General features: G+C 57.9%; 6 protein-coding genes. All 6 read left to right on the top strand.

Features of this window, described 5'->3' with window-relative positions; genetic code table 11:
- The first annotated feature begins 132 nt into the window (after positions 1-132).
- The 6 genes from mads2 (ACYQ00_RS18135) to mads8 are packed head-to-tail and all read left to right on the top strand — an operon-like array spanning position 133 to position 16,870.
- Positions 133-2,127 (top strand): methylation-associated defense system DNA methyltransferase MAD2, encoded by a 1,995-nt coding sequence (gene mads2 / locus ACYQ00_RS18135; RefSeq protein ID WP_460033499.1) that lies wholly within the window; start codon positions 133-135, stop codon positions 2,125-2,127.
- On the top strand, positions 2,124-4,145 hold the full coding sequence (gene mads2, locus ACYQ00_RS18130) for a methylation-associated defense system DNA methyltransferase MAD2 (RefSeq protein ID WP_460033498.1): 2,022 nt from the start codon (positions 2,124-2,126) through the stop codon (positions 4,143-4,145). The genes mads2 (ACYQ00_RS18135) and mads2 (ACYQ00_RS18130) overlap by 4 nt, the downstream gene beginning before the upstream one ends.
- The gene (gene mads5 / locus ACYQ00_RS18125; protein WP_460033497.1) at positions 4,142-5,560 is read left to right on the top strand and encodes a methylation-associated defense system restriction endonuclease subunit S MAD5; all 1,419 of its coding nucleotides are present in this window, start codon (positions 4,142-4,144) and stop codon (positions 5,558-5,560) included. Before mads2 (ACYQ00_RS18130) ends, mads5 begins: the two co-directional genes overlap by 4 nt.
- Entirely contained in the window at positions 5,560-9,717 is a 4,158-nt protein-coding gene (mads6, locus tag ACYQ00_RS18120; protein WP_460033496.1) for a methylation-associated defense system protein kinase MAD6, read from the top strand. The genes mads5 and mads6 overlap by 1 nt, the downstream gene beginning before the upstream one ends.
- Positions 9,714-11,396, top strand: coding sequence for a methylation-associated defense system protein MAD7 (mads7, locus tag ACYQ00_RS18115; RefSeq protein ID WP_460033495.1), 1,683 nt, complete (start codon positions 9,714-9,716; stop codon positions 11,394-11,396). The genes mads6 and mads7 overlap by 4 nt, the downstream gene beginning before the upstream one ends.
- Positions 11,393-16,870 carry a methylation-associated defense system ATP-binding protein MAD8 gene (mads8, locus tag ACYQ00_RS18110; protein ID WP_460033494.1) on the top strand — a complete coding sequence of 1,826 codons (5,478 nt, stop codon included), beginning with the start codon at positions 11,393-11,395 and terminating at the stop codon, positions 16,868-16,870. Before mads7 ends, mads8 begins: the two co-directional genes overlap by 4 nt.
- The last annotated feature ends 11 nt before the right edge of the window (positions 16,871-16,881 follow it).

Genomic DNA, 16,881 nt, shown 5'->3' with positions numbered 1-16,881 from the left:
GCCAGATACCATCTGGCCACTTCTGCACTGACCTACACGCTTGATAATCTTGAAAGAGAACAGGCTGAAGGCGTTGCTCATCAGCGTTGTCATGATGGCTCTAACAAAGGTCTACAATGACCAAAAAATAAAATGAAGAAAATGACAAGCGAATCAACCATCCCGGCAGGATACACTCTCGACTACGTCTCCGGCAAGCGAATCAAGGAATCGAAGAAAGAGCTGGTCCGCCAACGCGTTGTTCGTGCCTTGATTCATGAATACGGATTCTCGCCGGAAGATATGGAGCTAGACTTTTCCATTGGTGGCCGCAAGAAAGTAGACATAGCCATCTTCCATCATGGCAATGAGCACACAATTGAGAATTTGGGCCGAGCCGTGCTCTGCCGCCAGGAGCCAAACGTCGGCAAGAATGCCGTACGTCTTCGGGATTTCGAGCAGGCCGCCAAGGACCTCGATGAGCTCGAAGCCATCATGCGTGAGGTCGAGGCAGTTCAGTATGGCCTGTGGACCAATGGCCTGGAGTTCTTCTTTGTAGAGAAGGAGCAGAGGCGATTCGAAATCAAGTGCAACCCAATCGGCGACTGGCCCATGGCCGAAGAGTCGGTCGGCACCAAGGAGGTCATCTCCGATGCCCATACCCGCGTCGCCGACACAGAGATGCTCAAAATCACGTTCCGACGCTGCCATAACTTTATCCATGGCAACGAGGGCATGCCCAAGGATGCCGCGTTTTGGCAATTCCTCTACCTGATTTTTTGCAAGATGCACGATGAAAACCTGCGCGCCAAGCAACGCCAGGCCTGGCAGCGGCGCTTTTGGGCTGGTCCGAAAGAACAGTTCGAGATACAGGGCCGCAAGGCCATTCGAGCACGAATCGAAGCACTCTTTATCGAGGTCAAGAAACAGTACGGGAACATTTTTCGGGGCAACGAGGAAATCACTCTCTCCGACAGGGCATTGGCGTTCATCGTTTCCGAATTGGCCAAATATGATTTCACTCGCACGGATGTGGATGCCAAAGGTGTGGCGTACCAGGAGTTGGTGGGGGTCAACCTTCGCGGCGACCGTGGCCAGTATTTTACCCCACGAGGGGTTGTAAAACTTGCGATTGAAATGCTTGACCCCAAGGAGAACGAGACCCTGCTGGATCCGGCTTGTGGCACCGGCGGCTTCCTGGTGGCTACGTTGGGGCACATGCTGCAAAAATTCCGCAAGGAGCAAAACACCCAGGCTGGAAACGAGGACACCTCAGAGTTTCTGAACGTCCACGAACGGCTGAAAGAGTACGCTGCAGCCAATGTATTCGGCGCGGATTTTGATCCGTTTCTTATCCGGGCCGCCCAAATGAATATGGTGCTGGCAGGCGATGGCCGAGGCCACATCTACAACATCAACTCCTTGGAATTCCCGCTCGGGCATCTGGCCGACCTGCCCATCGCAAAAAAGGATATTCCTCTGGGATCGATGGACATCATTGCCACCAACCCTCCCTTCGGCTCCGACATCCCGATTACCGACGAGCACATCCTGGAGCAGTACGAACTTGCCCACACCTGGGAACCTGACGGAGACGGAGGTTTCCGCAATACCGGCACACGCAAGGGGAGTGTTGCTCCCGAGATTCTCTTCATCGAGCGCTGCATCAAGTGGCTGAAGCCTGGCACTGGCCGCATGGGCATCGTTCTGCCCGACGGTATTCTTGGCAACCCGGCGGCGGAATACATCCGCTGGTGGATCATGCGCGAAACCCAGGTCCTAGCCTCCGTCGATCTTCCAGTGGAGGCCTTCATTGCCGAGGCTAACGTCAATATCCTCACCAGCCTGCTGTTCCTGCGCCGCAAGAGCGAAGAAGAGAAACGCGCCGAGGCCCTGGGCGGCATTGATGAATATCCGGTCTTCATGGCTGTGGCCGACAAGGTGGGCTTCGACCGCCGAGGCAACAAGCTCTACAAGCGCACCCCCGACGGCGAAGAGATTGTCGAGCCAAAACAGCACTCCGAGCGCATCCGCATTGGCGGAAGGTTCGTGGAGCGGACCTTGACTCGCAATGAAAAGATCGAGGATAACGATCTGCCGGTGATTGCAGAGAAGTACCGCGAATTTCTCCAGGAGCAAAACGGATGAGCGATCAGGACGACATCATCGAAGCCCCGCAGGAGGCTGCCGAAGAGGGCGGCCCGGACAATTTCTTCATCGACATCCTGACTGGCAACAAGGAGAGCGTTTCGGCCAAGAAGCTGCTGGTGCAGAAGGTGTTGCGCCAGCTCATTGAGAGCTACGGCTTTGACCGGAACGATCTGGAGGTCAACTACACCCCCCAGATTCCCGGCCAGGGGCGCAAGCGCGTCGATGTCGCCATTTTCCGCCCCGGCGAAGAGCACACCAACGACAATCTGCAGCGGGTCATCGTCTGCAAGGATCAGAAGAAGCGAGACAAGCTGCGCTCCTTTGCCGAGGCGGATGCTGATCTGCTCCCTCTCAGGGCACTGCTTGAGCACATTCCCAACGCGACGCTGGGCATGTGGACCAACGGGCAGGAAGAGTTCCTTCTTCAGGTTGAGCACACGCGGTTTGAAACGCTGATTAAGCCGCTGGGCGTTTGGCCCGCCCCAGGAGAAGCCACGGCGGTTCTCAACCGCACCGGCGGCGTCATGCAGGTCAGCGCCGAGGCGGATGACCTGGAGGAAGCGCTCCTGCGCTGCCGGCAGTACCTGAACCGCAACCTCGGCCTCGACCACAAGGATGCTTTCAAGCAGTTGGCCGTGCTGATGCTGGCCAAGATGTACGATGAGACCCTGCCCACCGGCCAACGCAACTTCTGGATCCGGGGCGACGAGCCGTTCACCGCGGCGGGCCAACAGGCCATTGCCCAGCGCATCAACAACGCCATTACCGCCGCAACTGCCTGGCAGCCGAACCTGTTGGCTCGTGGCTGGAATCTGACACTAGCGCCCCACGAGACCGCCCGCGTGGTCATGGAGCTGGCTCGCTATAACTTAAGCGAAACCCAGCCCCGTTACCGCACCGGGGCCTTCCGTGCGGTCGCCCGCAGCGTGATGGACGGCCGCGAGGGCCGCTACCCCACGCCGCTCAATGTGGCCGAGCTGGCCGTGGCCATGCTGGATCCGCAACCCGGCGAGCGCATCATGGACTGCTCCAGCGGCACCGGCACGTTCCTGGCCATGACCGCCGTGCATATCTTCAGAAAGAAGCTGGCGGCCATGGGCACCACGCCTGAAGAGGCCATCAACGAACAGATCCGCCAGGCGCAAAACGAAACCGCCGCCTGGGCGGCCAGCAACGCCCTGGGCTGTGACATCGATCCCTTCCTGGCCGTGACCAGCCGCATGAACCTGCTGTTCACCACCGGCAATCCTGGCCGCGTGTTTCGCATCGATGCTCGCACTTTCCCTGATGGCGATCTGGATGGCATCGAGGCCGCCCGCCCGGCCATGTCCCTGGGCAGCATGGATATCGTTCTGCTCAACCCCTGGTTCTCCACAAAGGATGTCATCGCCGACGAGTCCATCCTCACCCGGTATGACCTGGGAAAGATCTGGAACAAGGAGCCAGACGGCGACGGGTACGTCAACACCGGAACCATCAACACGGGGGGCGTGCCGCCCGAGGTGCTGTTCATCGAGCGCGCCCTGCAATGGGTGAAGCCCGGCACCGGCCGCGTGGGCATCCTGCTGCCCGATGGCGTTCTCGGGAATCCTGGGGATGAATACATCCGCTGGTGGATCTTGCGCCACTGCGAAGTCCTGGCCTCGGTGGACCTGCCGGTGGAGCCGTTCAAGGTCACCGTGAAGGACTACGGCTTGACGCCTGCCTTGCCGAGCCTGCTGCTCCTGCGCCGCCGCAGCCAGGAGGAGCTGCTCAACACAGCCCACCCAGAATACAAGGTCTTCATGGCTGTGGTGGATCGGGCCGGCGTGGATGCCCGTGGCAACCTGCTGTTCCAGCGTGCCCCAGACGGAGAAGAGCTCCTCTTTGAGGAAGCCGTTGTGGAGCGGGTTCGCATTGACGGCAACGTCACCATCCGCCGAACCACGCGTCGCGACCGCCGCATCCATGACGAACTGCCGCTGGTGGCAGAGAAGTACAGACAATTCCGCGCAACCGGCGAGGTGACGTTGTGAGCAGGAAATTTCAGGTGAAGGCGGTGCCAAGCACCTGGCTGGAAAGCAATGGACGGCGTCTGGACTGCGGGCCGTACATGTCGGGCGCAGTGGAAGCCAAGGAATTGCTCAAAAAAATGAAGGCGGAGAGCCTTAGTTCTCTTACCAGTGGCCACAACGGAGGAATCTATAACGGACCGCAATTTGTTCGTAATTACGTCGATGATCCTGCCTATGGAGTTCCTTTTTTAACGACCTCGACTATGCTTCAGGCAGATATGACGAACCTGCCGATGATTAGTGCAAAAGATGCCCACTCGCCAAAACTAAGTTACCTGAAAGTTGAAGAGGGCATGACTCTTATTACCTGCTCCGGAAGCATCGGGAGAATGGCATATGCCAGACAAGACATGGCTGACTGCTGGTCTAACCAAGACATAATGAAGGTCGTCGCTGATCCCAACAAGATTTCTCCTGGCTACCTTTACGCCTTCCTTTCCAGTCGGTTCGGCATTCCCATCATTGTTTCTGGCACCTACGGGGCGATCATCCAGCATATCGAGCCGCATCACATTGCCGACCTCCCTGTCCCGCGCCTTGGCGACGCCATCGAGCAGCAGGCCCATGCCCTGGTGGAGGAAGCGGCCGCAAAACGTGTTGCAGCCAGCAAGGCCGTAACCGATGGCATAGCTCTGCTCTCTCGCTCTGCCGGATTGCGAGTGCCAGGAAACGCAAAGCATGATGGCATTCCGTTTGGCTTTTCTGCTGTTTCTTCAGCTCACATCCTCAAGCGAATGGATGGCGGTTTTCATAGCCCATTTCACCAGGAGGTTATTACGGCTCTCGGCGAAGCGTCAGTGCCAATGACGACTGTGTCAGCCATGGCGCAGTCAATCTTTGAGCCCAAGCGATTCAAGCGCGTTCAGGTTGACGATCCCGAACACGGAATCCCATTCTTTGGCACTACGGCTCTGATGTGGGCAGAACCGCAAGCTGGTTACCTGATTCCCAAGCGCATGGAAGGAGTCGAGCAGTTGTTGGTTGACCAAAAAACGGTATTGATTCCAAGATCTGGTCAAATAGCTGGCATTATTGGAATTGCAGTCTTGCCTTATGGTTCTCTAACCGGAGGGGCTGTTTCCGAAGATGCGATCCGCATTCATTGCAATACAGACATTGTTTCAGGATTTCTTTTTATCTGGCTGAGGTCAGAATATGGGCTTCGGCAATTGAAAACAAGGGCATATGGCTCGTCTATACCACATCTGGACGTTGCACAGATAGGGCAAGTCCTCATTCCAAACTTTGCGAACAACATTATTGAGCAAGTTGGCGATATTGGACTTCAAAGCGCCAAACTTCGTCATGAGGCAATAGACTGCGAAAACCAAGCCCGCGCCCTTGTCGAACGCGCCATCGAGGAGGGAGGTCGCTGATGGCCAAGGTCATCCCCATCGGGCACCCCGCGAACGATTCTGAACGCCAAGCCATCGGGTTCCTGCGGGATCATCTGCCCGATGGCTGGCTGCTCTTCCACAACTTCGAGATGCGCCAGGGCGAGGAGGTGTTCGAAATCGACCTCGCCATCCTCGCGCCCCACGCGGTGTACCTGGTGGATGTCAAAGGGACGCGGGGCAACATCGATGTGTATGGCTCCAAGTGGTATCCCGAGGGGCGGCAGCCGTTTTTCTCGCCGCTGGCCAAGTTGCGCGGCCACGCCAAGGCCATGGCCACCATCATCCGGGAGAGCAACGCCGGGCTTATCGAGCTGCGCAAGGCCTATGTGCATGCCGCCGTGCTGCTCACCGCTGATGACGCCGCCGTGTTCGACCAGGCAGGCATCGACAGTCCGGACGTGACCGACCTCAAGCACTGCCTGAAATACTTCCGCGACACGAGCCGCATCCCCGACAACCGGCTGGATAACATCACCCGCTTCCACTCCCAGATCGCCAAGGCCATCACCGGCAACGCCAAGCCCAGGAGCGCGGCGCTGGTGTTCCGCGATTGGCAGGTGGAAGAGAAGCTGGGGGGCTCCGACCGCTACACCGAATACCGCGCCAAGCATAATCGAATGGGCAAAAGCGGAGGTGTTGTTCGACTTCGAGTGTATAAGGCGGACCCGTACCAGTCCGAAGAAGACCGCCAGCAGGAATACCTGCTCATTAGCAACGCCTTTCGAGCCGTCACGAACCTTCCGAGTCATGAATCCATCCTGAAGGTTCGAGAGTTCATAGAATCCGAGGAGCAAGACCAGTTTACGATCGTTACTGATGATATTCCCGGCCAAGCCCTGCGCCTGCACATCCACAAACCCTCCCTGGCGCTGACTTTCGACCAAAAGCTCCAGGTGATGCGCGACGTGCTGTCGGCCCTGGACCACGCGCACCGGCATGAGGTGATCCACCGCAATCTCACCCCGGACGCCATTCTGGTGACCAAGGGCGGGCAATCACGCGTCACGGACTATGATTACGCGCGGGTAGGAAAACATCGCACCTCGACCATTGCGCACCTCATCGTCGAGGAATTGGCCAGAAAGGAGCAGGAGCACTACCAGGCACCAGAATGCATACGATACCCAGACCAGGCCAGCATTGCATCTGACCTGTATTCGGCGGGCATCATCTTCTATGAGCTGCTGACTGGCGAGCTGCCCTATGAAAGCGTCGACCAGATGATGGAGGCCGACGGCAAGTTTTCGATGAAGCCCTCGGAACACAAGCCGGACCTGCCCACTGGGATCGACGAGTGGCTGCAGAAGTTCTGCGAGTTTGACCCAGAGGACCGCCATACCAGCGCGGCCATCGCCCGCAAGGGCCTGGATGACTTGATTCTGCCCGAGGCCAAGCATGACTCCGCCCCGGATGGAAACGCCCCGGTCGTGGTTCAGCCTCGGCTCCAGGATGACCTGATGGATTTGCCGAAGGATTGCATCCTGGGGGATCGCTTCCGCATTCAGCAGAAGCTGGGCAGCGGTGGCTTCGGTGTGGCTTACAAGGTGTTCGATTCCCTGGGCGACGTGGTACGAGTCATCAAGCTGGTGACCAAGGATCGCCGCAGCGTCTATGAACGGCTGCGCCGCGAATACAAGACCCTGACCAACCTGCCGGACCATCCGCATGTGGTGAAGGTGATCTGGGCGGACCGCATGGCCGACGCCAAGCAGACGCCATACATCGTCTTTGAGTACGTGGAAGGCCTGGACGTCTCCGAGCTGATCAATGCCGAAGCGTTATCCGTGGATGATGCCGTGCGCATCGTGCGCGAGGCCGCCGACGGACTGGCCCATCTCCACAAGCACGGCGTATACCATCAGGACGTCAAGCCCTCCAACCTGTTGTGGACCGACAAGGGGGTCCGCATCATTGATTTCAACGTCGCTGTCTCCGAGAACGACGAGGTTCAAGGCGGTGGCGGCACGCGCCGTTACCTGCCGCCGGATTACGATTACTCCTCCGAGCCGGATGCCTCGGATCGGATGGCTCGCGACCTCTATGCCCTGGGCATCTCGTTTTATGAGTGCCTGACAGGCAAGTATCCTTTCGACGACCCCACGCCACAAATCAAGACTCAGCCCAAGGACCCCAAGCAGTTCAAAGGGTGCGCCGACCTCAGCTCATCGCTGGTCCATGTGGTGATGAAGATGATCGCGCCGGAGCGAAAGGATCGCTTCGCTTCCGTGGAGGAGTTCCTGATGGCCATGGCCGAGGTCAAGCCCCCATATCGAAAGACTTTTTCGACAGGCGAGTTGGGGAACGGGACAAAATCCGTCGGCCTTTTAGGCTTCGAGCCAACCAGGCCCAACACCAACCCCTTTGTCACGCACCTTCTGACCCTCTACAGCCAGAGTCAGGTGTCCAACGCGGGCACCCGTGGCCTCGACGAGGTTGGCAAAGCCACCTACGTGCCCACCTATCTTGATGAAAAACTCAAGCCAGCGCTGCTTAAGGGGGAGTTTCGCCTTGTCATCATTAGCGGTAATGCCGGTGACGGCAAGACGGCCTTCATTCAGCAGTTCGAGGCCTTTGCCGAGAGCAAGGGCGCACAGATGCAGCGTGGCCCGAATGGGGCCGTGTTCCAGCTCAGGGGGCATACCTACCAGAGCAACTACGACGGCAGCCAGGATGAAGGCGACGAGCGCAACGATGCCGTGCTGCAGAAGTTCTTTGCTCCCTTCGCGGGTAAGGACGCCTCCGGTTGGCCCGCGAATCAGACCCGCCTGATCGCGATCAACGAGGGGCGGCTGGTCGATTTCTTCCTGGAGCATGAAGAGGAGTTCCCGCTGCTCGCCAAGCAGATCCAGCAGGGTTTGGCCGGGGCTGCTCCGGAGGGCGGTATCGCGGTCATCAACCTCAACCTGCGCTCGGTGGTCGCCGAACCCGAGGAAGGTCAGCCTTCGATTCTGGAGCGGCTGATTGCCCGCATGACGCAGCAGGAATACTGGCAGGCCTGCGAGAAGTGCGACCTCAAGGGCAAGTGCTTTGCCTACCATAACGCCCGAACCTTCCAGGACCCGGTTGCCGGACCCAAGGTGATCGAGCGCCTGAAGATGCTCTACACCATTACCCATCTGCGCGGCCGACTGCACATCACCATGCGCGACCTGCGTTCGGCGCTGGCCTTCATGCTGGTGGGCACCCAGGACTGCGACGGCATTCACCAGCTCTATCAGAACGGTGGTGAGGAGACTCAGAATCGCATCCTTGACGGTTTCTATTTCAACTCGTGGCTTGGCGGGGCGAACGGCTCCAATGACCGGCTGATTGCCTTGCTGCGCGAGATCGATGTTGCCGAAGTCAGCAACCCCGATCTGGACCGCGAGCTTGGCTTCCTCAATCCCAAGACCAAGGCCATGAGCCGCTTCTCGTTCGCGGAGCGAGCCGGGTATGACAATGAACTGGTGGAGACGTTGTTTGGCAGTCTGCCTCGCGATTACTCATCGAAGAACCGTGCCCGATTGATCGCCAAGCACCGGAATTACCTCTCGCACATGCGCCGTCGCCATTTCTTTGAACGACGCGACATCGGCTGGAAGGAGATGCTGCCTTACGGAAGCATCGATCCCTTCCTGGATGCCATTGAGCAGCCAGGCGCGAAAAGCGCCGATGAGGTGACCGCTATTCTCCGGGCCGTCAACCGGGGCGAAGGTCTGAGCGATCCGGCGCGGCTGGGCAACCAGTTGGCGCTGCGTGTTCGCCAGGTGGATAAAGGCACCATCCGCAGTTACCGCCTCTTTGACGGCGACCATTTTACGCTCCGCACCGAGCAGGAAACGGCGGCTCATCCTTTCCTCGAGTGCCTGTCTCAGGCGCTGGTGCTGCTTTACGACTCCGGCGACGGGCACAAGGCCAGCCTGCGCATCAATCTCGACATCTATGAAATGCTGATGCGGCTCAACAACGGCTACCGTCCCAGCATCGAGGAGCAGGAAGGTTTCTACCTGAGTCTGGCGGTGTTCAAGAACGTTCTATCCGCCGCTCCCTATCAGGAGGTGCTCCTCACTGAAAGCGGCTTCGAATTCTTCCAGATCCGGCGCGACGACAAAGGCATCCTGCATCTGGGAAAGGTAAGCAGGAGGGCTGAAGCATGAGCATCAAAGGCAGAGACAAGGAGTTCCGCACTCCCAAGACCACCTACGTCGATTTCAAGCACATCGAGATGGATCGTGTGCTGACCATGCTCTTTCCCCGGCTGAAATACGATGGTTATGCCAGCCGACGCCCGCCCCGTGGCGGTGACCTGACCGTTGAAGAGTTCATGGAGGACTTCCTTGAGCATCCTGAATGGTTTGCGGGCTTTGATCGCTTTCCTCAGGTGGTACACCGCTGGATCGAAACCGATCTGATGGATGTGGTCAATCGGGGCAAAGCCAATCAGGCCGTGGCCGCTCCAAGGCCGCTGCATGGCAATACCTATAAATTCCGCAACGCCAAGCATACCCGTGACTACGGCGCTGCCGAGCAGATCTACTGGATGCTTTTCTATGCCCGCAAAGGCAAAGGCCAAGCGGCGCGAGATGCCTTGAAGCGCTTCTTCTTCCCGGGAATCGACCTGGTGACGGACCGCTACGATCCCAACGCTTCCGTGGACGTGGAAACGCAGGCCATCCTGCGTCTGGATCATCAGGTTACCCAGGACATGAAGGACTCCAAGGAGCCCTCACGCTTCCAACCGCTGTGTATCGGCCAGGCCGATATTATGGCCGACGACATTCTGCGGCTACTGGCCTATGAGCCCTATATTCCGCGCTCGGTGCTGGTGGACTATCTCAAAACCCTGATGGCATTCCATCTGGCGCTTTACCACCTCAAGCTGCTGCAGATGCTGCCCAAGCTGGTGAAACAGCGCTCCGGCAACGATCTCTGCACCACCAAGGAATGCCCGATCAACCCGGGCCTCGACAATGCACTGGAAGGCTGTCCTTACCGCGTGGCGCTGGTCGTGGATATGGGCGACGTCAACAATCCGCACATGGCCGAGTTGGCTCGCAAGTCCACTGACCGGCTCTATCGTCAGATACCGGCCTTTGTGCAGGCCAATTTCGTCGTCAAGAAGCTCGATGAGATGGCGGAATACCTGAGCAAGAAGACGGGCAAGCTGGCTACCCCTGGGGGCGGCGTGTTCACCGTTGGCGACCTGGTATCCCTGCTCAAGCCCGAGCACGACGCCGAGCGCCAAGCCTACTTCAAATTCCGTCTGGCGAGCCTGATCGAGGAATCGACCTCCGGGAACGAGGACGTCGATCCGGAGATCCGGGAAGTCACTGGCATGGGCCTGGGCGAATTCGAATCCTTCATCGAAATACTGATGGCGTATCGCGGCAAGTATCACCGCCAGTACATCACCGAGTGTCTGGACTCGCTGATGCTGAAGAACAAAGAGAATGGCCTGCTGGCCCAATCCCGGACCAAGGGAAGTCCTCGGCGATTTGTGCTGGGAAGCAAACTGCTCGAAGTGCTCCTTCAGGTGGCCGTGCTCACCCAGGACGGCGGGCGTTTCGTGACCCGCGAGGTCCGCATCGAGGAATTGCTGGCCTTTTTGAGAAACCGCTACGGCCTTCACATCGACCGGCTACCGGAAGGAGCTCAGGGCAACAGTAGCATCCTGGATAGACGCGCCCTGCGCCTCAACCTCGAGGCCTTCAAGCGCCGCCTGCGTGAAATCGGATTCTACGAAGACCTGTCGGATGCCTACGTGACCCAGAAGGTATCGCCCCGCTATGCGATTGAGAGAAATGACGGAACTGATAAGAACGGGAGGCACGCATGAGTAACGCGTTCACCAAGCTTTCCCAGGATAAACTGAACGCGGCGGTAGCTGGTCTGCTGTGCCCTCGTATCGAAGCGATCCTGGGTGATCGTGGCCCAGGCCACTGCATGCGGGTCACCGATCTTGATGACGATGTCATGGAGTCGGTCTGCAAGGAACTGCGGCGAACCCGGCCCGACGGAAACATCTTTATCCTCGGCAGCCATGACCAGGAGGGTATGCCTTTCCGGGTGACCTCCACCAAGCTGGTGGAACTGCGTAACCCTGACGCGAATGGCGAGCTGCGCCAGCCATTGCTGGTCTTTATTCCGACCTCGCTCCGTACCAGCGCCGAGGACTCTTTTGGCGTGGCGACCTTCGAGGAGTTGGCTTTCACCGGCATCTACGAGGACCTGATCGACTCGCTGCTTGACCGGCTCCCGGCAACGCTGGTCGGCCATGTCAGTGATCTTTTTGGCATCTTCACCGAGGAGGGATGGCTGTTTGCCGACGATGTTTCCCGCGTGAGGTATCTGCTCACCGCGCTCGAAAACGGGATTGATGGAGAAACCCTCGGGGCCAGCCTCTATGAATTGACGTTGATTCCTGACTTCAAGCTCTTTGCCGATCCCGGCATGGTCAATGGCAAGATTCGCCGTAACCTCGGCAGCGTCCGCAGTCTGATGACCTCGCACAAGTCGGTTCGTGGCCGTATCGCTGATCTGGGGCTCAGCGATACGGCATTGGAGTCGCGCCTATTCGCCTACTTTGAAAAATACGATGTCCAGGAGCCCGAATCCTGGACGGCGCCCATCGCGACCGACAAGAGCTGGTGGAGCATATCTTTCGACAAATGGACCTTCCAGGAAGAGCTTTCGCTGGACAAGGTTCTTCTGACAGTGCTGGAGACCGACTTGCCGGTCGTTCAAGAGGATGAGTCCGACGACCAACTCTCCGGCCTCATCGGGCAACAGGTTCTGGTCCCGAACGATCGCCGCAAAATGAACGTGGTATTTGAGGTTAACCCTCACCCCGGCAAGGTCAGCGGGCTTGACCATTTTACGGTTCAGATCATTTCGCAGAATGACGGCCCGGTAGGAAAATCCAAAAAGGTCAAAGCCTGGACGCCCAACCGCCTGCAATGCAGGACCAACCTGGCCAAACTTAATAAAATCGAATTCGAGGAAGGATGGCATTTCATCCGTGTAATGCCTTGGACGGCCGATGGCGATCCGATTCCGCTGGAAGCGGATTCCGCCTCCGAGGGCGCTAAACGCTCTTATGAGAGCGAACCTTTCTACGTCCTGCCCGGTGGCAACATTGAGGAAGAACCGCCGCAACGCGCCATCCCCATTGAGCAGAGCCTGGAGCATGCACGTTTCCGGCTGCAACTGACTGCCCTGGGCGATGAACGCGATCCCGATGATATCGCCATCAGCGGTGTCGCCTGGGCCGTGGGCGGTCGTTCCAAGAAGACCTCCCGCCAGGAAACCCTGCACGCAAAATTCGGTCGTGAGGGAGCGGTTCAGATCCCGCTTTCGCGTATGCTCAAAACCATCGAGCAGCGCATCTTGGCGGAGCCCAAGCACCCGTCAGGCTGGCGAATGCAGATCAACCTGGATACCGCCGAGCCGCCCTCCGAGGTCGGACTCACGCTGCCACCTTCTGCTGCGATGGCTTCCTTCCTGGCTGCCCGCGAAGAGTTTTTTGCAGCGGTGCGCAAAGACACTGCCGAGCTGATCATGCAGGGGCTGTCGTTCCGGGACTCGGAAAAGGAATGCCTCGCCTATGCTGAAAGCTACCTTGACCTGGTCAGGAACCTCATCCGTCAGGCCGAGACGACTTCCGGTGCCGAGCGTCAGCAACACATACAAGCACTCAGAAATGTGCTGGCCGTTGATTCCATTCATGTCATCTTGACCGACTTCCGTGGAAGGCATCGCGAGGCTGTTTTGGTCTCACCAACCCATCCGCTCCGTGCCTTGTGGCTGAGCAGTTGGGTCACCCTGGGCAAGGATTGGATCGAGAAGATCAAGTCAGGTGGGAAAGATCACATTCCTCACGTCCGTTTCGCCCTGTTGGATGGCCTTGTGCCCTCTGCCTATCCGGTCGGTATTCCGGTAGAGGACGGCCGCATCTTCACGTCGGTAGACAACCTGAATGCGTTTTGGGCGCTCTACGCCCCGACCACCGAGGAGAATTCCCGTGGCCTGATGGCGGAGATCTGTTCGGCCCTCGGATTGTCCGAGCCCTCTGCGGCGGGAACCGATATTTCCGGAAAGGTCATTGCGGACAAGATCGAGCGCTATCTCTCACAGCATCCGTATGTGCGAGAGCTATCCCTGAACATCTTCAACCCCGGGGGCGGTTCGGTGATAGCGGAGGCCCTGATATCGCTCCAGCAGAAACGTGAGCATGCCGATTTGCGCTATGACATCCGGCTCTTTACCTCCGATCCCGACTCGCCTGTTTTGGGTGAGGCTATTGAATCCATGGTCCGTCCTGGAGCCAATGTGAACGAGGCAGCCGACGCGTTTGCGACTTCAACTGGCAGCCATCTGTTTTCCAAGCTGAACTTGGCCAAGCACGCGCTGAATGAATTCCATGCTAATTCCAAGGAGTTTCTGGCGCACATCAGCATTCTTTTGGATGTGTTCCCCGCCGAGGAGCTTTCCATAGCCGAGAGGCCAATGGGAGTGACTCCGCTGCATGGGTTGATACAGGACTTCGACACCGAATTCGTTGATGACGATTCGGGTACCTTCTGGAATAAGCGGCCGATTGTTGGGCGCTCCCTCGGCGCGGACAACCACGCTGGGTGTTTCGATTTGCTGTCATCACTTAGCCGTCACCTCTGTTTCGCCACCTCAGCGGTTGCTGCTTCTGGTGCCAGTTTCAAAGCCGTACCCGTCGTGACCCTTGGCCTCGACGTGGCCCAACGAGAGCTGATCTACGAGGTTCACCAGATCAGCGATTGGGTGTTCACCATCGACCGAAATATGGGGATTGAGTTTTTCGACCATGGCGGTCGGAAGAATAGACCGGACTATCTGATTGACTATGTGCCGGGAGCCAGCTCCCAGGCGACTCATAACCTGATCATCTCCTCGCGCTCGAACGATGAGCTGGAGGCCATGCTGAAGCCGGTGCTGATTGAGCACGGGTTGTCCGCCGACGGCGAGCAGTCGGTTCAAATCCTGGCAAACCTGCGGTCGCTTTCCGGCCAGCTTGCGCTGAAACTGATTTCCGCACGCACGCAACAGGCGGAGGCTCTTGGCCTGGCCCTGGCGCGGCTCTATCTCGAATATCAGGGCGCGTTGAGCAATCAGGTCATTGTGCCGCTGGATGCACACACGGACCTCTACCGCTCAAGCGGTGAATCAGACGACGTCAACGATGCCATCAGCCTGCAACGCACCGACTTGGGTTTGTTCGACCTGGATTTGAACACCAGGACGATCACTTGCAACCTGGTCGAGGTGAAGTGTTATCAAAGGGAAATGAGTTTTGCAGATTTCAATCGACTGAAGCAGGATATTTCTGCCCAAATCAATCAGAGTGAGCGCATCCTACAGCGCCACTTTGACCCGGCACTGAAAAAGCCGGACCGGCCGGATCGGTTGCTCAAGAGCCGGGAGTTGGCGCAGATCCTTCGGTTCTATCTGGAACGCTCACTGCGTTACGGGATCTTTGATGTCACCGCCGCGCAGGAAGCGCGAGGGCTACTTGAATCCATCGAACAGGGCTACTCGCTTCAATTCAGACGGTGCGCCCTGATCTTCGACTTTGACAAGGCCGGAACCGAAGCCCCGGACAACGAGGTGGGTATCGAATTCCACCGCATCGGCAAGGATCTCATTCACGCCTTGCTGGAGAACTGCCGCAAGCATGTGTCCATCGAGATTGAGGAGGAGCCGACCGCCCATCTCCTGAGCGAGCAGTTCATTCCGAACGTGCCGAAGCTCGAGACAGCCGCTTTCATCGCGCCCAAGAGAGCCCGGTCAACGTCCTGGACGGTGGATGAGCTCTGGGACGAAGAGCCGGAGCCACCAATCATCGAGACAACACATCCTGCCGCAGAGGAGACACCCGCACCTGCCCAAGAGGAAAAGGAAGAACAGGCGGAACCCGTCGAGCAAGCACCTCGACTTTCCACCATCGCGCCTGAAGAAGGCAAAGAAGCCGAACAGTCCGCTGTCGTCGCTGTTGAACCGGAAGCACCTGTTCAACCCGAGCATGAAGCGCCGGAGCATCCGACACCAGAGCCCGCGCCTCAAACCGAGGCCAGTTTTGACATCATGCTGGGTGTCAATGGTGACTCGCCTCAGTACGGTTTGCTCGGAGAGGTTTCCGGCAGAAAGATCGCCCTGGACCTCAACCACACACACACGATCAGTCTCTTTGGGGTTCAAGGCGGCGGCAAGAGCTACACCCTTGGAACCGTCATTGAAATGGCCTCCATGCCGCTCCAACACATCAATGTGCTGCCAAGCCCGCTCGCTACGGTCATTTTCCATTACAGCCCGACGCAGGATTATGCGCCGGAGTTTACATCGATGATCAATGCCAACTCGGTGGACGAAGAGATCCGCATCCTTCGTGAGCGTTACAAGGCCAACCCGGAGGCCCTGAAGGATGTCCTGATTCTTACCCCGGCAAACAAGGTGGATAATCGCCGGGCCGAGTACCCGGATATCGAGGTTAAGCCGATTGCCTTTTCTGCCTCCGAACTCAAGGCGGCTCACTGGAAATTCTTGATGGGAGCGATTGGCAGTCAGAGCATGTATATGCGGCAAATCAATCTCATCATGCGGGGGCTGCGGGATAACCTGACCTTGGATGCCCTGCGAGCAGGCATCGATAACTCTGGCCTGTCCGATCACCTGAAAGAGCTGGCCCAGACGCGTCTGCTGTTCGCCAGCGAATATATCGATGACAACCAGCGTCTCCAGGATCTGATTCGGCCAGGCCGGTTGATCATCGTGGATCTGCGAGATGAATACATCGAAAAGAACGAGGCCCTCGGTCTGTTCGTGGTGATGCTGCAGATTTTCTCGGAAGCAACCTACCAGGGAAGCGCCTTCAACAAGCTGGTGGTTTTTGATGAAGCCCACAAGTACATCGAGAACGATGACCTAGTTTCCGGCCTGGTAGAGGTTGTCCGTGAGATGCGACACAAGGGGACCAGCATCATGGTCGCCTCTCAGGACCCGCCATCGGTCCCAGTCTCGCTGATCGAGCTGTCATCGCAGATCATCATGCACAAATTCAACTCACCCGCTTGGCTGAAGCATATCCAGAAGGCGAATGCCGCCCTTGGCGAACTGACCTCCGACAAGATGAGCCATCTCGGAACCGGCGAAGCCTATGTGTGGTCGAGCAAGTCTTCGGAGGATGCATTTACAAGAGGAGTGGTGAAAATCAAATGCCGCCCGAGGGTGACTAGACATGGAGGAGGAACAAAAACAGCCGTTCGAAATAATACAATTTTTTGAACTAGCCTATA

This window comes from Megalodesulfovibrio paquesii, assembly GCF_054653055.1.
The sequence above is the reverse complement of the archived record's forward strand: the minus strand, read 5'-3'. Positions and strand labels throughout refer to the sequence as shown.